The 19,514-nt window shown below is 54.2% G+C and carries 27 protein-coding genes; 23 read left to right on the top strand and 4 right to left on the bottom strand.

Annotation, left to right across the window (positions count from 1 at the left end; translation table 11 throughout):
* The first annotated feature begins 174 nt into the window (after positions 1-174).
* The 6 genes from ACQG1Y_RS17045 (at position 175) to ACQG1Y_RS17020 (ending at position 2,203) form a co-directional block, all read left to right on the top strand.
* The gene (locus ACQG1Y_RS17045; RefSeq protein WP_023306759.1) at positions 175-564 is read left to right on the top strand and encodes a phage holin family protein; all 390 of its coding nucleotides are present in this window, start codon (positions 175-177) and stop codon (positions 562-564) included.
* On the top strand, positions 554-832 hold the full coding sequence (locus tag ACQG1Y_RS17040; protein ID WP_023306758.1) for a phage holin family protein: 279 nt from the start codon (positions 554-556) through the stop codon (positions 830-832). Before ACQG1Y_RS17045 ends, ACQG1Y_RS17040 begins: the two co-directional genes overlap by 11 nt.
* A complete protein-coding gene (locus ACQG1Y_RS17035) occupies positions 832-1,461 on the top strand; it encodes a glycoside hydrolase family 19 protein (RefSeq protein ID WP_023306757.1) in 630 nt (209 codons plus the stop codon). Before ACQG1Y_RS17040 ends, ACQG1Y_RS17035 begins: the two co-directional genes overlap by 1 nt.
* Before the next feature lie 7 nt (positions 1,462-1,468).
* On the top strand, positions 1,469-1,744 hold the full coding sequence (locus ACQG1Y_RS17030; protein WP_333485833.1) for a hypothetical protein: 276 nt from the start codon (positions 1,469-1,471) through the stop codon (positions 1,742-1,744).
* A complete protein-coding gene (locus ACQG1Y_RS17025) occupies positions 1,695-1,874 on the top strand; it encodes a hypothetical protein (RefSeq protein WP_063867114.1) in 180 nt (59 codons plus the stop codon). Before ACQG1Y_RS17030 ends, ACQG1Y_RS17025 begins: the two co-directional genes overlap by 50 nt.
* Positions 1,875-1,966: 92 nt before the next feature.
* Positions 1,967-2,203, top strand: a complete 237-nt coding sequence (locus ACQG1Y_RS17020; RefSeq protein WP_063867112.1) for a hypothetical protein — start codon at positions 1,967-1,969, stop codon at positions 2,201-2,203.
* A 361-nt stretch (positions 2,204-2,564) separates the two neighbouring features.
* Here the strand turns inward: ACQG1Y_RS17020 and ACQG1Y_RS17015 are convergent, their stop codons facing one another.
* Both ACQG1Y_RS17015 and ACQG1Y_RS17010 read right to left on the bottom strand, forming a co-directional pair.
* A complete protein-coding gene (locus ACQG1Y_RS17015; protein WP_058659188.1) occupies positions 2,565-2,813 on the bottom strand; it encodes a DUF6953 family protein in 249 nt (82 codons plus the stop codon).
* A gap of 35 nt (positions 2,814-2,848) precedes the next feature.
* Positions 2,849-3,058, bottom strand: coding sequence for a YodC family protein (locus ACQG1Y_RS17010; RefSeq protein ID WP_074173850.1), 210 nt, complete (start codon positions 3,056-3,058; stop codon positions 2,849-2,851).
* A 27-nt stretch (positions 3,059-3,085) separates the two neighbouring features.
* Between ACQG1Y_RS17010 and ACQG1Y_RS17005 the strand changes: the two genes are divergently transcribed.
* The 3 genes from ACQG1Y_RS17005 to ACQG1Y_RS16995 are packed head-to-tail and all read left to right on the top strand — an operon-like array spanning position 3,086 to position 6,634.
* Positions 3,086-3,658 carry a terminase small subunit gene (locus tag ACQG1Y_RS17005; RefSeq protein ID WP_063867110.1) on the top strand — a complete coding sequence of 191 codons (573 nt, stop codon included), beginning with the start codon at positions 3,086-3,088 and terminating at the stop codon, positions 3,656-3,658.
* On the top strand, positions 3,655-5,226 hold the full coding sequence (locus tag ACQG1Y_RS17000; protein ID WP_063867108.1) for a hypothetical protein: 1,572 nt from the start codon (positions 3,655-3,657) through the stop codon (positions 5,224-5,226). The genes ACQG1Y_RS17005 and ACQG1Y_RS17000 overlap by 4 nt, the downstream gene beginning before the upstream one ends.
* A 4-nt stretch (positions 5,227-5,230) precedes the next feature.
* A complete protein-coding gene (locus ACQG1Y_RS16995) occupies positions 5,231-6,634 on the top strand; it encodes a DUF4055 domain-containing protein (RefSeq protein WP_426736862.1) in 1,404 nt (467 codons plus the stop codon).
* Here ACQG1Y_RS16995 and ACQG1Y_RS16990 read toward each other — a convergent pair.
* Together ACQG1Y_RS16990 and ACQG1Y_RS16985 are read right to left on the bottom strand one after the other, a co-directional pair.
* Positions 6,543-7,505: a hypothetical protein gene (locus ACQG1Y_RS16990; protein WP_375167947.1), complete on the bottom strand. Its 963-nt coding sequence runs from the start codon at positions 7,503-7,505 to the stop codon at positions 6,543-6,545. The genes ACQG1Y_RS16995 and ACQG1Y_RS16990 overlap by 92 nt on opposite strands.
* A 21-nt stretch (positions 7,506-7,526) precedes the next feature.
* Positions 7,527-7,949, bottom strand: coding sequence for a DUF559 domain-containing protein (locus ACQG1Y_RS16985; protein WP_370516869.1), 423 nt, complete (start codon positions 7,947-7,949; stop codon positions 7,527-7,529).
* Between ACQG1Y_RS16985 and ACQG1Y_RS16980 the strand changes: the two genes are divergently transcribed.
* From ACQG1Y_RS16980 to ACQG1Y_RS16915, 14 genes are all read left to right on the top strand, one after another.
* The gene (locus ACQG1Y_RS16980) at positions 7,929-8,807 is read left to right on the top strand and encodes a hypothetical protein (protein ID WP_375167959.1); all 879 of its coding nucleotides are present in this window, start codon (positions 7,929-7,931) and stop codon (positions 8,805-8,807) included. The genes ACQG1Y_RS16985 and ACQG1Y_RS16980 overlap by 21 nt on opposite strands.
* A 145-nt stretch (positions 8,808-8,952) precedes the next feature.
* Entirely contained in the window at positions 8,953-9,705 is a 753-nt protein-coding gene (locus ACQG1Y_RS16975; RefSeq protein ID WP_057060557.1) for a DUF6651 domain-containing protein, read from the top strand.
* 19 nt (positions 9,706-9,724) lie between these two features.
* Positions 9,725-10,861, top strand: coding sequence for a P22 phage major capsid protein family protein (locus ACQG1Y_RS16970; protein ID WP_057060556.1), 1,137 nt, complete (start codon positions 9,725-9,727; stop codon positions 10,859-10,861).
* Positions 10,862-10,899: 38 nt separating this feature from the next.
* Positions 10,900-11,169 carry a hypothetical protein gene (locus ACQG1Y_RS16965; protein WP_426736860.1) on the top strand — a complete coding sequence of 90 codons (270 nt, stop codon included), beginning with the start codon at positions 10,900-10,902 and terminating at the stop codon, positions 11,167-11,169.
* Between the two features lie 2 nt (positions 11,170-11,171).
* On the top strand, positions 11,172-11,654 hold the full coding sequence (locus ACQG1Y_RS16960; RefSeq protein WP_426736858.1) for a DnaT-like ssDNA-binding protein: 483 nt from the start codon (positions 11,172-11,174) through the stop codon (positions 11,652-11,654).
* A gap of 1 nt (position 11,655) precedes the next feature.
* Positions 11,656-12,009 carry a hypothetical protein gene (locus ACQG1Y_RS16955; protein ID WP_022651630.1) on the top strand — a complete coding sequence of 118 codons (354 nt, stop codon included), beginning with the start codon at positions 11,656-11,658 and terminating at the stop codon, positions 12,007-12,009.
* Between the two features lie 2 nt (positions 12,010-12,011).
* Entirely contained in the window at positions 12,012-12,611 is a 600-nt protein-coding gene (locus ACQG1Y_RS16950) for a hypothetical protein (protein ID WP_063136213.1), read from the top strand.
* Positions 12,601-13,050 carry a phage tail terminator-like protein gene (locus ACQG1Y_RS16945; protein ID WP_063136215.1) on the top strand — a complete coding sequence of 150 codons (450 nt, stop codon included), beginning with the start codon at positions 12,601-12,603 and terminating at the stop codon, positions 13,048-13,050. Before ACQG1Y_RS16950 ends, ACQG1Y_RS16945 begins: the two co-directional genes overlap by 11 nt.
* A 46-nt stretch (positions 13,051-13,096) precedes the next feature.
* The gene (locus ACQG1Y_RS16940; protein WP_290334741.1) at positions 13,097-14,029 is read left to right on the top strand and encodes a phage tail tube protein; all 933 of its coding nucleotides are present in this window, start codon (positions 13,097-13,099) and stop codon (positions 14,027-14,029) included.
* A 143-nt stretch (positions 14,030-14,172) separates the two neighbouring features.
* Positions 14,173-14,964 carry a phage tail tip fiber protein gene (locus tag ACQG1Y_RS16935; RefSeq protein ID WP_045346863.1) on the top strand — a complete coding sequence of 264 codons (792 nt, stop codon included), beginning with the start codon at positions 14,173-14,175 and terminating at the stop codon, positions 14,962-14,964.
* Between the two features lie 65 nt (positions 14,965-15,029).
* Positions 15,030-15,368: a phage tail assembly chaperone gene (locus ACQG1Y_RS16930; protein ID WP_039270151.1), complete on the top strand. Its 339-nt coding sequence runs from the start codon at positions 15,030-15,032 to the stop codon at positions 15,366-15,368.
* A 17-nt stretch (positions 15,369-15,385) separates the two neighbouring features.
* Positions 15,386-15,673, top strand: coding sequence for a DUF1799 domain-containing protein (locus ACQG1Y_RS16925; RefSeq protein WP_016247126.1), 288 nt, complete (start codon positions 15,386-15,388; stop codon positions 15,671-15,673).
* Positions 15,673-18,744, top strand: a complete 3,072-nt coding sequence (locus ACQG1Y_RS16920; RefSeq protein ID WP_426736854.1) for a phage tail tape measure protein — start codon at positions 15,673-15,675, stop codon at positions 18,742-18,744. Before ACQG1Y_RS16925 ends, ACQG1Y_RS16920 begins: the two co-directional genes overlap by 1 nt.
* 102 nt (positions 18,745-18,846) lie before the next feature.
* The gene (locus ACQG1Y_RS16915; protein WP_054623539.1) at positions 18,847-19,221 is read left to right on the top strand and encodes a hypothetical protein; all 375 of its coding nucleotides are present in this window, start codon (positions 18,847-18,849) and stop codon (positions 19,219-19,221) included.
* Positions 19,222-19,514 lie beyond the last annotated feature (293 nt).

The raw sequence follows: 19,514 nt of genomic DNA, 5'->3' as shown, positions 1-19,514 counted from the left end.
CGGTGAATATTCTGGATAAGTAGCCACAAGGCGCGCGTAACCCAATCGGCAGCGCACCGATGGAAGCTGGTTCGACTCCAGCCTTCACAATCATTACTACAGGCTACCTTCGGGTGGCCTTTTTTGTTTCCCCTCAACCTTCTGAGAGGATCAACAGCAATAAGAGGGGGCTTAATGTCCGATCCATTAACCGGCACCGGCGCAGTTCTCGGCGGCGGCCTGCTGGGTTCAGTCCTGTACGGCGTCTTTACTCATACAGATTTCGGTGTGGTGTTTGGGGCGTTTGGTGGTGCGGTGTTCTACGTCGCAACAGCAACGAACCTGTCTCGTGCACGACTGGCTGGGTATTTTCTGACGTCGTTTATCGTTGGGGTGCTTGGGGCTGGATTTGTTGGCTCACTGCTAAATGCCGCATCGCGATATGAAAAACCGTTGGATGCACTAGGAGCAGTGATTCTGTCTGCCCTGTGTATCAAAATCCTAACTTATCTTAATAACCAGGATCTGAACAGCCTGTTCAGCTTTTTCTCGCGTTTACGCGGAGGAGGGGGAAATGGCAGGTGAGCTGACTGCATTCTTTAATGCATTTATCTGCGCGGTAATTGTTATCGTTCTGATGTTCTACCAGCGACATGGCGCCCGGCATCGTCCTTTCATCTCTATCATGGCGTATGTAACCGTACTGGTTTATGCCGTTATCCCGTTGCAGTTTATCTTCGGTCTCTATCGTGACTCCAGCTGGCTGGTGGTGGTGGCAAACCTCCTTATCTGCGCCGCCGTTATGAGGGCCCGGGGAAATCTGGCACGTCTGGTAGATCATCTGAGGCACTAATGAACCAAACACAATTTGAAAAGGCGGCAGGTATAAGCGCCGGTCTAGCCGTGCGCTGGTTTCACTATATCGATGCTGCAATGAAGGAATTCGGCATAACCGCGCCGCTCGATCAGGCCATGTTTATCGCGCAGATGGGCCATGAGTCCGGCGGTTTCACCCGGCTGGTGGAAAACCTGAACTATGCGGCAGAAAACCTGGTACCTACGTTCGGCAAGCATCGCATTACTGCACAGCAGGCCGCCGCACTTGGCAGAACGGCAACGCAACCGGCAAATCAGAAAGCGATAGCCAATCTGGTTTATGGCGGTGAGTGGGGCAAAAAGAACCTGGGCAACCAGGTTGCTGGTGATGGCTGGAAATATCGCGGTCGCGGCCTGAAGCAAATCACCGGGCTCAGCAATTACCGCAACTGTGGCCACGCGCTGAAGTTGGACCTTGTAACCCAGCCTGAATTGCTGGAACAGGATGAATATGCTGCGCGCTCCGCTGCATGGTTCTATGTCTCGCACGGATGCCTGCTCCATTCCGGCGACGTGGAGCGCGTGACGCTGCTTATCAACGGCGGCCGTAACGGGCTGGAACAACGGCGCACCCTGTTTAACCTGGCGAAATCTGTGCTGGTGTGAGGTCACTATGGGGTTTGAAACTTTAATTGGTATTGCTGCAGCAGTCATTGCCGCCATCGCTGGCGCTTTCGGCCTGGGCCATATTCGCGGCTCAAGCAAAGCAGAAGCAAAAGCAGATCAGCAGCGCACCGAAGATAACGCAGCGGCAATGGTCGCAGCAGCAGAACGCCGGGTAGAGACAACGAAAGAGGCCAGCAATGTCCAGCAGACTGTTAATCACATGCCTGATGACGATGTTGATCGCGAGTTGCGCGAAAACTTCACCCGCCCCGGTGGTGATTGATACGGGCTGCCTGTGGACCCGGATTATCTACGTGACAAACCACGATATTGACGTCCTGGATAAGCAGACGAAGAAAGACATCTTGGCGCATAACAAAGCGTGGCAGGCGAACTGCCAGCTCAATAAATAGCGAGCCTCACAATAACCACTTTTACTCAGCATCTCAGAAGATCTGGTTGTTGATAGTTGTTATGTTAATGCTTTCAATGTGAGGGCAAAAACATGCACGATTCTGAAGTGACAATTAATGATCTTTATTTGACGGCGAAAGAATATTTCCCACATGGGCTCATGCGAGTAGAGTTATGGGATATTGGAGTTAAATTTATATGGGTAGATCGAGACAATGATAATCAAGAGCGCTCGGCATTTCTTCAGGCCTCTCTTAAGGATCTTTCCTTAAGCCAGGTCAGAGGATTTCTGGACGCTGAGACTCAGGAAGACCAAGTCAGCCAGTGATAAACAGACCGCCTCCGGGCGGTTTTTTTATGTCAGGAGAAACACAATGAACCAATAAAGCGGATAGACCGCAGCCGAAAGGCAATGCAGCAGTCATGATGCTGCCCCGAGTCGCGTAATAGCGAGCCTGTGTAGTGATGGGTAAGGGTTCATAGATTAAAACAAGCTCCGGTAGAGCAGCGCGAACGCCAGACGCGCACCGGTTATCAGCGGCGAAAGAGCGACAGCACCTCAAGGGCATGAGCGTGGCCACTCCGGGAAGTGGCTGCCATTACAAAGTTCACCTGCTGGTGGGCTTGATAATGGTTAAAGGTTAATGTCTTAAAAAAGGTGACCATAACTTTTGGTCACCTTAAATTATTTACCCGCGCGCTTCGCGTCCAGGCTCATCTTCATTTACGCGATAGCGCCAATATCGCTCAGGTTTAACCCAAACCACTGTGTCACCGCTTACTTTGCGGAATTGGGTAATGACAGGTGTAGATAAAACAAGATTACCCTCAGCATTTTCTTTCAGAAATTGCTCATTATCGAGTTTGACTAAATGATCAACTACGTCTTCCTGATACAGGCAATCGTCATGTTCTAACTGAGCCATCATCCACTTCATCACGTCTGTAAGAGACAACTGGGGTGCGTTTGGGTTTACGACTTTGGGTTGGTAGCAGTCAGTGATTCTTCTGGAAATCTGGCTCTTTCTTGCTTCCTTCCCGAAAACCACTGGCACCAGTAATCGCCAGTAAAAACATCATAGCTGTTTATGATCGGTTCCTGAATGGCCATCGCCGGGCCGCCTGAAACCAAATAAACAATATCGCCGATTTTAAATTTAGGTTTTCTTGCATTTTTTGACATAAAGCTTCCTTTTTAAGAGAGAAATACATGGCACTCACCGACAAACAAGAAATGTTTTGTCGCGAGTACCTCATCGATTTAAACGCCACGCAAGCGGCTATTCGGGCGGGGTACAGCGCAAAGACAGCTAACCGTACCGCATCCGAGAACCTGTCAAAACCTGTCATCCAAAACAGAATCGCCGAACTTAAAATCAAGCGCAACGAAGACGTGGGAATTGATGCTGATTATGTGCTCCGGCGCTTGGTTGAGATCGACCAGATGGACGTTCTGGACATTCTTAACGACGACGGAAGCCTTAAGGCGATCAGCATGTGGCCCAAGTCATGGCGAACAACGCTTTCCGGACTGGATATCAGCACCACCATTCAGAACTTCGACGAGGAGACGACGGAAACTATCCTCAAGAAGATTAAGTGGCCTGACAAAGTTAAAAATCTCGAACTGCTTGGCAAGCATGTGCGTGTACAGGCATTCAAAGAGCAGGTGGAGCAGAAGGTCACTGCAACCCACAGCATCATGCCGGTACCGTCCTGCGATAACGTAGACGACTGGGAAGCCGCAGCGCAGAAGCAACAGAGCGAGGTTCTGGGTGGATGAATTACAAAGCCGTCTGGAAACCTCTGCCGGGATCGCAATCGCTCTCCCTGAGCTGCCCGTGTAACGAGATCCTCTACGAGGGCACGCGCGGGCCGGGTAAGACCGCCGCTCAGCTGGCGCGCTTTCGTCGCTTGGTTGGTTTGGGCTACGGCTCGTTCTGGCGCGGTGTCATTTTCGATACCGAGTATAAAAACCTCACCGACATCATCACCCAGTCGAAGCGTATGTATCGCCTATTTAATGACGGTGCGCGCTATCTGGCGTCAGCATCCGAGCTGCGCTGGGTATGGCCAACTGGAGAAGAACTCCTGTTTCGCTTTGGCAAGGAGGAGGGCGATTACTGGGATTATCACGGGCAGGAATTCCCGTTCATCGGTTTCAACGAACTGACCAAGCAGCAGTCATCTGAGTTTTACGAGATGATGTTTTCCTGCCGGCGCTCATCGTTCCGGCCAGAGAATTACCCGCTGGAAGATGGTTCATTACTTAAGCCGATCCCGCTGGAGACGTTCAGCACCACAAACCCGTTCGGCATCGGCCACACCTGGGTAAAAAAACGATTCATTGAGCCGGCGCCGCGCGGCACCATCATTCGCGAAACACAGAAAGTGTTCAACCCGCATACCGAGCGGGAAGAGGACGTCACGCTTACCCGCGTTGCGATTCACGGCTCGTTCAAAGAGAACCCGTACCTCGATCCGCAGTACATCGCAACGCTGATGGCCATCAAAGACCCGAATCGCCGTAAGGCGTGGGTTGAGGGCTCGTGGGATGTTACCAGCGGCGGACGTTTCGACCATCTGTGGAATGCCTCGCATCATGTCATCAAGCCATTCCGCATACCGGATAGCTGGACGGTCGACCGCTCGCATGACTGGGGCGAATCGAAACCGTTTTCCAACCTGTGGTGGGCACGATCCGACGGAACCGCCGCAGAACTGCCTGATGGCCGCCAGTTCTGCCCGCCTGCTGGGACGCTGATTCTTATTGGCGAGTGGTACGGCTGCCCACCGGACGAGCTGAACAAAGGCCTTAATATGTCATCAACAAACGTCGCTAAGGGCGTGGCCTGGGTAGATAAACGGCTGGTGGGCGATGAACTTGCCGAGCCTGACGAAATCAAGCTTAACGGGGTGACGCAGGGGCAACTGAACATCATGCCTGGCATCTGCAAGAAGGTTACACCGGGCCCGGCTGACAGCGCCATTTACAATACAGGCGATGATGAACTCTCCATTGCGCAGAAGATGGAGTCCCAGGGCGTTAAATGGCTTGAGGCAAACAAAAAGCCGGGATCGCGCGTTAACGGCGCTGCTCTGTTTGCCGATATGCTCGAAGCTGTCAATGAAGGTAAGAAACTGGAATCCGGCATCCCGGAGAAACCTGCATTTTACGTATTCGACTACTGCCGTGGCTGGATCAGCCGTGTGCCGGTACTCGTGCGCGACAGTAAAAACCCCGACGATGTAGATACCCAACAGGAAGATCACGACTGGGATGCTACCCGATATGCCGTTCTGCATTCACCGCCGAAGAGAGTCGGCAAAGTCACCAATCTGAGGCTCTAACTCCATGCCTGACATTTCAACACCCAATCTGGACTATGGGAACATGGTCGAGGCGTGGGATATCAACGATGCCCTGATGGGCGGCACGCTCTATATGCGACAGCTGGGCGAGCAATATCTACCGCGCTGGCCGAAAGAAGACAGGGAGGACTACAAAAAACGTTTGGCCGTGGCCACGCTTCTGCCAGCCTACGAAGAGACCATTAAGCAAAACATCGGGCGTGTATTCGCCGAGCCTATTAAGCTTGCCGAGAATGTGCCGGATCAGCTGCGAGAGTATGCGAAAAATTTCGACCTTGAAGGGACGCGCCTGGACGTCTGGGCTCAGGCATTCTTTGGTCTGGCGATGCAGTATGGCCTCTCCCACGCGCTGGTGGATTATCCCAGGGTGGACACCGAAAAGGTGAAAACCAAAGCTGAAGAGAAAGCTACCGGCGCGCGCCCCTATGTCACCATGCTTAATCCACGCCAGGTAATTGGCTGGAAGTCGAAAATGGTGGACGGCAAAGTGGTGCTGACTGCGCTGCGTATCAAAGAGGTTGTGGTCGAAGACGGCGACGACTTCGGGCAGACCAAGGTCGAGCAAATACGGTACCTGACACCCGGAAAGGTGGAAATTTACCGCAAGGCCAAAGATGCTGACGGTGCCGCGAACTGGGCGCTATTCGAGGAGTGGCAGACATCCCGCCAGGATATCACTCTGGTCACGCTCTACACCAAACGCACCGGGTTTATGTGTGGTTCACCACCGCTTCTCAATATGGCTCTGCTGAACATCAAGCACTGGCAGAGTCAAAGCGAGCAGGACAACATCCTGCATGTCGCCAGGGTGCCGTTGCTCACGGTGTTCGGTTTGGAAGATGGGCAAGAGCTGATAATTGGCTCGTCTTCAGCTACGTCGTTCACTGATCGGCAAAAGCAGGGTCTGGAATACGTCGAGCATACAGGATCCTCCATCGGTGCTGGTAAAGAGTCGCTGGCAGAACTTGTGGAGCAGATGCGCCAGGCTGGTGCGAAGCTGCTGCGTACGGAAAACACCTCTACCAAATCGGTAGACCAGACCTCCGAAGAGAAAATGCAGGAGCAGTCACCGCTCTACACCATGGCTACCAGCCTTGAAGATGCGATCGACAACATTCTGCAAATCATGGCCGAGTACATCGGCGAGAAAGATGGTGGCAACGTTGATGTTCGCACTGAGCTGGATGTCGAATCGACCGTATTCAATCCGTCCGCCGCGCTTGCCATCCAGGCACTGCGCCAGGGTGGTGATATCCGTCGAGCTGATGCGATTAAATCGCTACAGAAGTTGAACATTATTGATGCCGATGCGGATCCTGATGTGGTTCTGAGCGAACTGCTGGCTGAATCATCGTCTCTGGATGCCAGAACGTTAGACGAGGTATAGCATGGCCCGCTCCGTCAATGACCGCCTGCAGGACGAAACGATAGCGCACGGCCTGTATGTAAACCGCTACGGTACTGGCGTCGCTCGTCAGATGGTGGCGCTGCTCAGCAAGATGGATGCTGACCTGGCTGCCAAACTGCTGGTGCTGCTGGATGGTAAGCGTGCCGATACCTACAGCGCTCGCCGCCTGGCTTCGCTGCTGGCTGGTGTGCGTGAACTGAACCAACAGGCCTATGAGTCGGTAATTGATGCGCTGGCACGTGAACTGACGCGCTACGTTGAGTATGAGGCCGGGTATCAGCTTGACCTGTTCAGCAGCATCATTCCAAAGCAGATCCTCAAGCATGTGCCGCTGCAGAGCATAGCGCCCGAGCAGGTATACGCCGCAGCAGTGGCGCAGCCCTTCCAGGGGCGATTGTTGAAAGAGTGGGGGCAGAAGCTTGAAGCCGACCGGCTGGATAAAATCACTAACGCCGTGCGTTCCGGCTTCCTTCAGGGTGAAACGGTAGAGCAGATTGTCCGGCGCGTTGCAGGCACGCCAAAACTTAACCGTGAAGACGGGGTGATTAATGCATCCCGGCGCGACCTGGCTGTGGTGACCCGCACCGCGGTGAATCACATGGCCGCTACGGCGCGTCAGGAGTTCGCCCAGGCCAACAGCGATATCGTGAAGGCCAAACAGTGGTCTTCGACTCTGGACACCCACACCAGCCAGTGGTGCATCATCCGCGACCGCAAACTCTACTCGCTCGATGGCAAGCCGCTGGGCCATGCAATCCCATATCTGCGTGGGCCTGGAAAAATCCACTTTTGCGCGGTACCAAAAGGGACCATCATCACAACTGACAATGGCCACAAAGCGGTAGAGCACATCGAACTTGGGGATATGGCTTTAACCCATAAAGGGTGCTTTGAGCCGGTCATGCAGAAGGTCAGAAAGGCTGCTAATGGTCTCCCTGTCATTAAGATCCAGGATGATACCGGTAGGGTTCTTTTGATAACGCACGATCACCCGGTATTGACGCTTGAAGGGTGGAAATTTGCAGGAGCTCTCAAAGTTGGGGACAAACTTTTCCATCATGGAAAAGAGGTGGTGCCAGTAATCAACGGAAGTGGCCTTGTCACATCTCATGCGCAGGATTACCCAGCCAGACTCCGCCAAACTCTCATCGCGCTTCTGAGAACGACCGAGCTTGTGCCCGCCGACGTCGATTTCGATAGCCACGCCGAGGGATGGGATCGCAAAGTCGAGCAGATAGTGTTCGAAAAGGTGCTGGTGAACCCATCTATCATCATGGGAGAGAGCGAGAAGCATCATTTGCTCGCGATCGCTAATCTTCTCTCTGAATTGGGGTTGCAGCGTTTTGGCTATTTTCTCTCGGTATTCATGGCTAACGTGGCGGTTCTTCATTCGTTCGCTGACTCTCTCGAAATGACCATTGGCAAGATTGGTTGCCTTGATTCTTTCCACGACATCTCCGTTTTGAGTGGGGTTGTTCGCGGTCATGCGAGCGGAGTGGGCGGCCATGACGTCGCTGTTTTCCTTTCTGAGCCCAAAGAAGTGGTGATCGGCTCCGCTGTGGTAGGTGGTAATTCCGCGGTCGATGCTGACACGCTGCTGCTCAGCTCTAGTACGCGTTCTGATGCTGTGCTTAATGGCTGCTCGGGAGACAACACCATTGCCGAGCCCGTACAGCCTCTCGATTTCACGCAAAGAAAGGCCCTTGCCCCAATGCTCGAACTGGATGAGGAATGCGTAATCAATAACTTTTCTCATGGCACTATTGAATCCATTTTTGTTGTCGATAATAGGGATGAATTATACGACCTTTCTGTTGGTGAGGCTAATTCATACTTCGCTAACGGCTTGCTCGTATCAAACTGCCGTTCCGGCGAAATCCTGATTACCAAATCGTGGGAGGAATTGCAGATATCCTCTGGCGAACTGAGCAGCGCCACACGCGCTTCGATGGATGGACAGGTGCCATCGCATACCAGCTATGCCGAATGGCTCGTCAGGCAACCGTACGCACGGCAGGAGCAGGTGCTGGGCGTTACCCGCGCGATGATGCTACGTGATGGCAAAATCACTGTGCCGGAGATGTTCAACGATGCCGGGGAGTTTCTTACCCTGGATGAACTGCGCCGCGTGGATGCGTCGGCGTTTGGTTAATAAATAAGCGATATGGGAATTCCCATATCGGTCAGATCACAGGCTGCCTCCGGGCAGCTTTTTTTATGCCTGCCGCTGAGCGGATGCGACGCGGTGACCGGGTCGGATGACCCACCATTAATGGCCGGAAGGCTGGAGCAAAACAATGAAACTGAAACTTGATGCTAACGGCAATGTGGTCGTTGAAAACGGTATGCCTGTGTACGTCCATGACGACGGCAAAGAGATCCCGTTCGACGCAGCCGCAGCGATGACCAAAATCACATCCCTGAACGGTGAAGCCAAAACTCACCGCGAGGCGAAGGAGCAGGCGGAAGCCAGTCTCGCGAAATTCGCTGGCATCAGCGACCCGACCAAGGCTCTCGAGGCCCTGGAGATGATGACCAAGATCGACCAGAAGAAACTGATCGACGCTGGTGCCGTTGACCAGGTGAAGGCCGAAATCACCAAGGTGTTCCAGCAGCAACTGGATGAAGCGAACGGCAAGAATCAGCAGCTGGAAACCCAGCTCTACGACGAGATGATCGGCGGCCGCTTCGGTGGTTCGAAATTCATCTCCGAGAAGATGGCGATCCCGGCTGAGTTCGTGCGTTCCCATTTCGGTCAGAACTTCAAAATCGAAGACGGCAAGGTCGTGGCCTACGACGGCCAGGGTAACAAGGTGTTCTCCCGCACCAAGCCCGGCGAACTGGCCAGCTTCGACGAAGCGCTGGAATCTCTGGTCGAGTTGCATCCGCAGAAAGACTACATCCTCAAAGCGTCCGGCAACAGCGGCGGCGGCTCTCACCAGTCGCAGCATCAGGCCGGGCAAAAAACCATGAAACGCGGTGCGTTCGACGCTCTTGATGGCGCAGGCAAGCAGGCTGTCCTGAGCGATGGCGTCAGCATCGTCGATTAATCGAAAGGATATTTAGAATATGAGCAATACGCTTACTGGGTTGATTCCTACTCTGTACACCGCACTGAACCGCGTATCCCGCGAGCAGGTGGGCTTCATCCCTGCCGTGGCGCGCAACGCGAAAGCTGACGCTGCGGCTAAAGACCAGACCGTCACAGCGCCGGTGGCACCAAAAACCACCACCGTCGATATCACCCCCGCAGCGACCGCACCGAACGATGGCGATCAGAACATCGGTACCGTGGATGTCAAAATCACCAAATCCAAAATGGCCCCGGTCAAATGGAACGGTGAAGAACAGCTGGCTATCGGGCCGTCAGGTAATTACGACGTCATCCTGGCTGACCAGTTCTCTCAGGCCTTCCGCGCGCTGAGCAATGAGATGGATGCTGACCTGGCGGCGCTGTACTACAAATCCTCTCGCGCAGTGGGCGCGCCGAAGGATACCCCGTTTAGCATCAAAGACGATCTGTCCGATGCGGCGCTGGCCCGCCAGATCCTGGTTGATAACGGTGCCCCAACTACCGACCTGCGCATGGTGCTGGGCGGCGAAGCGATGGCCTCCATTCGTGGCAAGCAGTCCGTGCTGTTCAAGGCGAATGAAGCCGGTACCGATCAGCTATTGCGCGAAGGCATCATCGGTCGCGTGATGGGCTTCAACCTGCATGAATCCGCCAACATCAAGCGCACGGCGAAAAGTACCGCTGCTGGCTACAAGGTCAACGGTGCGAAGAAAGAAGGCGACATCATCGTTGCTATCTCCGCAGGTACTGGTGGGATTGCAGTCGGCACCGCAGTGAAATTCGATGGTGATGACAATCAGTATCTGGTCGTTGCCGCCACTTCTTCCAGCATCACCATTGGTGCGCCGGGTCTGCGTCAGGATCTGGCAGACCAGGCAGCCGTCACTGTGCTGAGCGAGTTTGCGCCAAACATGGCGTTCGACCGCAACGCATTCCTGCTGGCGTGCCGCACCCCGGCAATGCCAAAAGGCGGCGATACCGCCGACGATGTGATGAACGTGACCGACCCAGCATCCGGCATCACCTTCCAGATCGCGCTGTACCGCCAGTACCGCCAGGTACGTTACGAGGTTGGTGTGGCATGGGGTGTGGCATCCGTTCAGCCTGAACATTCCGCCATCATCATGGGTTAACCATAGGGGCTTCGGCCCCTTTGTTTTCAGGAGGCCCAATGGCCGGATTAACCAAAGAGCAGCGCGCGCAGCGTGAGGCTGAAAAGCTTGCCGCGCAGAATGGAGCTGAACAAACTCCTGCCCAGCAGGAACAGCAGCAGGAACAGCAGCAGGAACAGCAGCAGGAACAGCAGCAGGAACAGCAGGGTATTGAGCTGGTGGTCATGGTACGTGACTCCCCAGAATTCCCTGGCGGCCCGCTGCGCGCAGATGTTCATCCTGATGAAGTGGATAACTGGCTGGCGCTGGACTGGCGTCTGGAGGAATAACCATGCTGGTTGCCGATCCCAACTCTCCAGGCTTCAACAGCTACGCCAGCGTGCCAGACCTGCGGGCATTTGCCGCCGGGCGCGGATATACCATACCTGCCGATGACGGCGAGTGCGGCATGTTGTTGATGCAAGCGATGGACTTTCTGGAAGGGCAGGCCTGGCGCGGTCAGCGCTCCAGCACATCTCAGCCGCTGTCGTGGCCGCGCTCCGGCGTACGCTTCGATGGTGTGGACTTGCCGGATGATGCTATTCCACAGCGCCTGATTGATGCCCAATGCCGCCTGGCTATCGAGTCGCAGGAGATTGACCTCACGCCGTCGGTCTCCGGTGGCGGCGCGGTCATAGCTGAGAGCGTACAGGGGGCCGTCTCTGTGCAGTACGAGCCGGGAACGAATAAGGCCACTCCTTCATTCCCCTGGTTCTATTCCTCGCTGCGCGGGCTTGTGGTGGGCGGCAACCAGGTCCGGATCGAAAGGGGGTAGCATGGCAATCGACTATCGCCGCATGCGCGCCACGGCAACGCGGCTGCTGACGGAGAACGGCAAAGCCTACCAACTGACTCGCGGCGGAACCACCACCCGCGATCAGTACGGGAAAGAGGTTATCACCGAGCCTATTACAGCGACCGTTACCGGCGTTATCACCGAATACTCCACGCGTGAAATCGACGGTTCACTGATTGCTACGGGCGATAAGAAACTGGCGGCCACGTTTGAAACGGAAGTGCGCATTGGCGACCTCATTGATATCGACGGCAAAAAGTGGCGCGTGGTTCAGCCGAATCCGGTTAAGCCCGCAGATGTGCTGATCTCCTACAACATCCAGCTGAGGACCTGATTATGACCAGTTCTGCAAATCAGCCGTTCCTGGCTGCCATTCAGTTATTTGTGGATAGTTCGAAGCAGGAGATGGATCAGGTAGTGCGCCGGACGGGTATTAAAATCCTCGGGAGGCTGGTGGATATGTCGCCCGTCGGGCGGCCTGAGATCTGGCAAGTCAACCAGACTGCGACGGCGTACAACACTGCGGTGCGGGAACATAACGCAGCCCTGCGTGATGATCCGGCCAACCTGACCAAATCGGGACGGCTTAGACGCGGCCTGCGCGTAAACGACTCGATGGACATCAAAAAGCCAGATGGCTATGTCGGCGGGCGGTTCAAAAACAACTGGTATGTGGGTTTCGACAGCCAGCCGACTCAGTCAAACGATACACCAGATGCTTCCGGCCAGGGCTCAAATTCCCGTGGCATGGCGGTGCTTGAGGTATTCAGAGTGGGCCAGGTCAGCTCGATTTACTTCACCAATAACCTGCCATATGCGGCAGCGCTGGAAAACGGTCATTCCACCCAGGCGCCGGGCGGGATGGTGGGCATTACAGCTATCGACGCGGCGCAGCTGTTCCGTGAGGCAATGAGCGAGGTGCGCAATGGCCGGTGATCAGTCAATGCGTATCGCTGGCTTGCTGGAAGGTCGCGTCGCGGTTATCTGCTCCTCGCTCGGGCTGCCGGTGGCCTGGCCGAACATCGCGTTTACTCCACCGGATAATGCGCCGTACGGGCGTGTTTACGTTCTTCCGGCGCAAACCGTGGGGCAGGATCTGGAAGGTCAGTTGCGTACATATCAGGGCATTCTCCAGCTCAACATCATCGCGCCGGCAGGCGGCGGGGTGACGCTGGCAAGGGGGCTGGCAAAGTCTGTCGCAGATGCTTTTCCCGAAGGGATTCCGCTGGTGGATGGTGACCTGACTGTTTATATCAATGGACCGCCGCAGGTGCGCCAACCTATACAGGATCGCCCCACATCAGCATCCAACGGCAGAACAGGTTCGATCACCTACACCACCCCCGTCAGCATGCAGTACCGCGCTGACTACTGACCCGCCAGATGGCGGGTTTTTTATTACCTAAATTCAGGAGAGTGCTATGGCATTCGCAATCCCTAACGGCTCGCGTGTGAACGTGGCCAAGGCCTATCAATCCCCAATCACCTTTACCGCTGCCTCTAACGCGACGGAATGCGAACTGACCGTTGCATCGGCCTCAGGCATTCTGGCCGGTGACGTAGTTCAGGTGAGTTCCGGTTGGTTAAAGCTCGATAACATGGTGCTGCGCGTAAAATCGGTGACCAGTAATAAAATCGTGCTGGAAGCATTCGATACTACCGACACCACCAAATTCCCGGCAGGCACTGGCGCGGGCACGCTGCGCAAAATCGACTCATGGATCACCATGCCTCAGGTGATGACACTATCAACTGAAGGTGGTGACCAGCAGACCATCAGCGTGCAGTTCCTGGAAGATGACAAAGCGCGAACCATCCCAACGTTTAAAAACGCGGTGGTTCAGGTTTATACCTTTGCACACGACCCTCAACTGGCGATCTACAAACGCCTCATTGACCTGGATGACTCCAGCGACACAACGGCGGTCTGGTTCCATAACCCACGCGGCAAAGCCGATCGTTTCTACTCAGCCAAAGTATCGTTCCAGCGCGTACCGCGCACGGAAATCAACGCCGTGGAAAGTAACGAGGCGCGCATGAACTTCGAATCGGACATGCAGATTTACCCGATCGCCGATTCATCCGTGACGCCGCTGGCGTTCCTGACCGACCTGCCGGCCACCAAATCGGTTGCCACAGGCACAGCGCTGGATCTGGCGGTGGTAATGAAGGGCGGCTCAGCACCTTACACCTACGTTTGGAAGAAAGGCAGCACCTCTATTCCGGGCAAAACCGCCTCGACGTTCAACATTCCATCTGTGGTATCCGGTGATGCTGGTTCTTACACCTGCGAAGTCACTGACGCGGCGGGCAAAACCATCACCTCGGCTGCGTGTACTGTCACGATCAGCTAACGAATCAGGCCCGGTACGCCGGGCTTTTTTATGCGCATCGCACGCGCACATCGAAGAAAGTCTTTCAGCTGTGAGCCTGGGCAAACCGTTAACTTTCGGTGGATTTGCCGTGCGACAGGCTCACGTCTAAAAGGAAAATTAAAATGTCAGAACCTTCAATCGTCCCTTATGTAAAAACCACTCCCAAACCTTTTGGTGTGGACGTCGAATGGAAATGGCCGGGTGGCTGCGCGGTGCTAGAACTGCAATGCCTTCATGAAGATGGCCGACTTATGAAAGAACGCATCTTCTGGCCAGCTACCGTATGCCTTATTTCCGGCCTCAAAGCTGGTGAGAGATTGCAGGTGCGCCTGCGTCCAATTGCAGAAGATGGCTCAGCACGAGATTGGCGAGCCGGTGACTGGATCGAAGGGGTTTCTTCTGTCGATACCGAAGAGATTATTGAGGCGCTGGACGAAGAGATCCGTAACAGCTGCGCACTTCATGGCCTTAAAGGTGGCTGGTTTGTCGATAAAACCGGCAAGGCTTACATCCACGAAGCGCTGATTGGCGATGGCGTAGTGTCTCAAAACTACAGCGTTAAATTAAACGTCGCCGGCAAAGGCAAGCCGCACGAAGCTGGCATGACCCTCGGTGTTGAAGGTGAGCATAGCAAGGTTGAGTTTCTGGCCGATCGCTTTAAGGTACATGAAGCCGCTTCATCCATCATCGAGAACGCCGTCGCAACAAGCGCGAAGACGAAGATTAGGCTTGGCGATGAAATGAAACATGCCATCATTGATGCCGTGCGTGAAAGCGATTTGTTCGCATCCCTCCTGGCAAAGATTGATGCGCAGACAGCTTCAGTAGTTGGCCTGCAACAGGCGATGCACGAAGCGGTGAACGATGCTCTCCTCAATGCGCTCAAGCCAGGCGGTCTGCTGTACAAACGATAACCCCCCCATCACGCACTCGAATATTCAACCCGCTACGGCGGGTTTTTCTTTTCTAAGGAACCGAAATGACCAAATTTTCTCTGATCCCAAACCCTACGTTTTCCGTGACCGCCAGCATCCCACGCGCTGGCGCCGAAGACGGCAAGCTGACGTTTACTTTCCGCCATAAGACACTGGAAGAGCTGCGCTCTATGGACGAAAAGCTGCAAAAGTCCGCTGAAGGTAAAAAGGGTGCTATCGAGCCGCAGGCCGACTACCTCATGGAAATTGTCGAGGGGTGGGCGCTGCCGGACGAGTTCAACCGCGAGAACGTTATTGTCCTCCTGCGGAACTATCCACGCGCGTTCGACAGCATCGGTCTGGCATACACCAAAGAGCTGATGGGTATCCGCGAAAAAAACTGAGGCAGGTCGCCGCAGCGTTGTACACGCCGGGACCGACGCTCGCGGAGCTGAGCGCTTTTGGTTTGACGCCTGAGGACGTGGAGGAAGAGGTGGGGATCCTGCCCTCGGTGTGGAGGTCCTTCACCATCTTCTCTTCCCTGGCGACCCAGTGGCGAGTCGGCGCGAGCGGGGCGACCGGCCTTGATTACAACGTTCTCCCCTGGATGTTCGAGTTACACGGGGTTGAGGATGCGGCGGCCTGCATGGCTGACCTTCAAATTATGGAAAGCGAGGCTCTCAAGGTAATGCATAAGGAGACGAAATAATGACAGACCAGATCGCCTCGATTACTTTGCGGGCCGATGTTTCTGACCTGAAAACAGCCAGCAACGAACTGGATAAACTCGGCCAGGCGGCGGCCGGTGCTGTAGATAAAGCAGATGATCTGAATAGCGTGTTTCGCGCTGGCGCTGAATCTGCGAAGCAAGGAAGTGAAGGGCTCAAGGAGCAGCAGAACGCGCTCAAAGGGCTGCTGGAGAATATCGACCCGGTTACCAAGGCCTTAAACCGCCTGGATGAGCAGCAAGAATCGCTGCGGAAATTCCAGGCCAAAGGTTTCCTGGATACCGATACCTTTCAGGCTTACAACAAAATCCTGGATGACACCCGCCTCAAGCTGACCGACACCGGAGAAGCAGCGGCGCGTGCTCAGGCCGAATTAGCCGCTACCCAGGCGGCAGAGAAGCAGTCTGCCGCGTTAAAGAATCTCCTGGGCTCAATCGACCCGACGATTCGTGCGTTCAACTCACTGGATGAACAACACGCACAACTGGTGGCCCATTTCGAAGCCGGGCGTATCAACGGCGCTCAGTTTGAGCATTTCAACACAATCCTTAACCAGACGCGTGAACGCCTCTCTGGTGTCGCTGACGTTCTGCCGGAGGCGCTATCCCGGCAGGAAGCTGCTGCCCGGCGCGCTGGAATCTCCGTTGGCCAGTACAGCGCAGCGATGCGTACGCTTCCGGCACAGTTCACCGATATCGCTACGCAGCTGGCTGGCGGTCAGTCTCCGTTCCTGATCCTGCTGCAACAGGGCGGGCAGATTAAAGACCAGTTCGGCTCGGTTCAGGGGGCGCTGTCCGGCGTCGGCGAATACATCCGCAGCATGGCTGGGATGATTAACCCTACCACAATCGCACTTGGTGGTCTGATTGGCACGATCGGCCTGCTGGCTGCCGCTGCGTACAACTCCTCGGAGCAATTTGACCAGGTGGCACGCTCGGTCATTATGATGGGTGGGGCTGGCTTCTCCTCAATGCAGCAGCTCAACCAGGCCGCTGAGGAAGTGGCCGGCAAGACGAATACATCGATCAGTTCCACCGTCGATACGCTGGTTACGCTGAACGATACTGGTAAATATACCGCCAGCCAGATGAAGCAGATCGCAACGACCATCACCCTCATGGGTAAGGCCGGAAACGATACCAAAACGGCAATGGCCGACTTCGGCAAGATTGTCAGCGACCCGGTTAAGGGGCTGGCCAGCCTCAATGAGCAATATGGTTTCGTTGATGAGGCTATGATTAAGCACATCATCCAGCTTCGTAAACAGAAGGGTGAGCAGGCGGCTGTTACCGAAGCCATTAACCTGTTTGCTGGCGTCATGGAAAAACGCGCACAGGAGACTATTGAGGCAACGGACAATATTGGCAAAGCATGGACTGGGCTAAAAGCATTCGCCTCTGACACTTTCGGCCAGATCGGAATTACTGTGCGGGCTTGGGGCAATCAGGTTATCGAGGTGTTCAAGTTATTGAGCACTTCGTTTGAAGCCCTTTTCGTCAAGATGAAAGAGGTCTCCCTTGAAATTATGGGGGGGATGATTACCGGTTTCACGGATATTGCTAACAAACTACCGGGCGGGGAAGCTCTCATCAAATCCATGGGGTTTGATGGGCTCGCTGAGAGCGTTGCCGAGAGCAGAAAGGCTGCAAGCAAGGAATATACTCAGCTTACAGCTGAGTACAATAAGCACATTGCTAATCTCAGTAAATCCCAGTGGCAATGGGAGGAGGAAGCGAAGAATGGTTCTGGTGGTGTAAAAGGCACAGGCTCAGTTGATCGGCAAACTAAGGATGCTGTTTCGAAGCTTGCTCAGGACTCAGACAAAAAGACCAAAGAGGCGAAAGCCACTCTGGAAGCTGGCGATCGCACCCTGGAGAACTACCGCGCCCAGGCCAGAACGTTAACTGAAACGCTCGAGACCCTCCGACAAACAGGCGAAACCCACGCTAAAAACACCGAGTTCAGTAAACAGCAATCTCGATTTGCTGAATTGGATGAGGCAGCCAAAACCCGCGCGTTGACTGCTCAGGAAAAATCTTTACTGTCGAGCCGTGAGGCGATTCTGAACGCCGCCAAGGTGGTTGATCAGAAGAACAAGGAAGTAGAGGCGCAGCAGAAGATTAACGGCCTGGCGCAGCAGGCGAATAAATACGTCACGCAGATGTCGGAAAAAACCGATGCATTGCGTGATAGTGCAGGCCTCAGCAGTCGGCAAACGCAGCGCATGATGGAAGAGGCACAGCTTCGCCAGGGCTGGCTCAACGGTGGCGGTAAGCTTGACGATGCCGGTTATAAAAAAGAACTGGCAGCTCTCAGAAAATATTACGCTGAAGAGGACAAATTACGTGGCGACTGGAAAGCAGGTGCGGTAAGTGGCTGGAATGAATATCTGGATGCGGCCACGAACACTTACGGCGCCGTTAAGAATGTTGCCAGTTCCACGCTGACCGGCTTGAGCAACATGCTGACTGAGCTTATGACAACTGGCACCGCGTCAGTTAAAGAGTTCGGCAAATCTATGCTCAAGATGATCCTCGAGATAACCAACCAACTTATAGTGGCCTATACAGTACAGGCCGCGATGGGCTGGATAAACGGTGGCAGCAAAGGCGGGAGCACACCAGGGGGATCTTACGCGAACGCTGCCGCTGGCCTAACTTTTAACGCTAAAGGCGGTGTTTATGATTCGCCCGGGCTCAGTAAGTACGTTAATGGGGTATACGACTCTCCCCAGTATTTTACTTTCCAGGGCGCATCGAAGTTTGCGAAGGGTGGTGTATTCGCAGAGGCCGGCGCTGAAGCAATCATGCCACTTACTCGGGATTCTGCCGGGCGGCTTGGTGTCAGGGCGCAAGGCGGGGGCGGTGCGCAGCCTCAGGTCAATATTGATATCTACGTTGATAACAAGGGCAACACATCATCAAATACGTCCGGAGACGGCAGTGCTGCGGCGCGTGCCTTAGGCAAGGAAATTGAAGCAAAGGTTACGGAGATCCTCGTGAGGGCCGCTCGGAGTGATGGTTTCCTGGGCAAAACGTTCCAACCCAAATAAGAAACTGCTGTGATTCTGAGATGGGAATATCATCTGCACCTGGTTACAGCGACACATCCCTTGGTTATCATGAGCTAAACCATGCTAATCAAGGGGATGATAATGAAGGCGCTCAAAATTGGCCTTGCAGGGATTGTTGTTATTTACTTGCTCATCAATGCCAGTAAATCACAAGAGATAAAAAGCGAAGATATACCTGCGTTTGCTAAAAGTGAGTCAAATGTATGGATAGCTAATACACTGGGCCAGCCGGGCGCAGACGTCATCAAAAGCTCTACCTACTACCTTAAGCGTGAGATTCCAGAAGAGGATATTGTTTATGGCTATCTTTGTGGAACCATAACAACTGGCGAAAGATTCTTTACTGAGGTCTCGATCAATAAGCGCAAGCACACGTCTGGCATTTTCAAAAATATGATATTTGATAAACGCAATGCAAAGACGTTTAATCAGATCTGGAACACTGAGTGTAAGTAACCATCAAGATCACCCAACACAGCCTCGCTAACGCGGGGCTTTTTTGTCGGCGCAAGGCTCAGTCTTGTTGGTTAAAATCTGAGCGCCTCTTTCAGAGGGGGCGAAATACTACATGAAAGTCTCGAAGTGTGCATTGCCATCTGGACACGGTTTTTGTGCAAAAAGTGCTATTGAGCAAGATTTTGACCGTTTAGAGTCAACCATAGGTCCAGCCTATCTCCTGTGATCGTGACAATAGTTTACTATTACCTGAGGGGTAATTTCGGCGAAAACATGGTTAACTTGCAAAGTGG

The organism is Enterobacter cloacae complex sp. 397G4 (genome assembly GCF_050031515.1).
GTDB lineage: Bacteria > Pseudomonadota > Gammaproteobacteria > Enterobacterales > Enterobacteriaceae > Enterobacter > Enterobacter hormaechei_C.
Note: the sequence above shows the minus strand (reverse complement) of the source record. Positions and strands in the feature narration are given on the sequence as shown.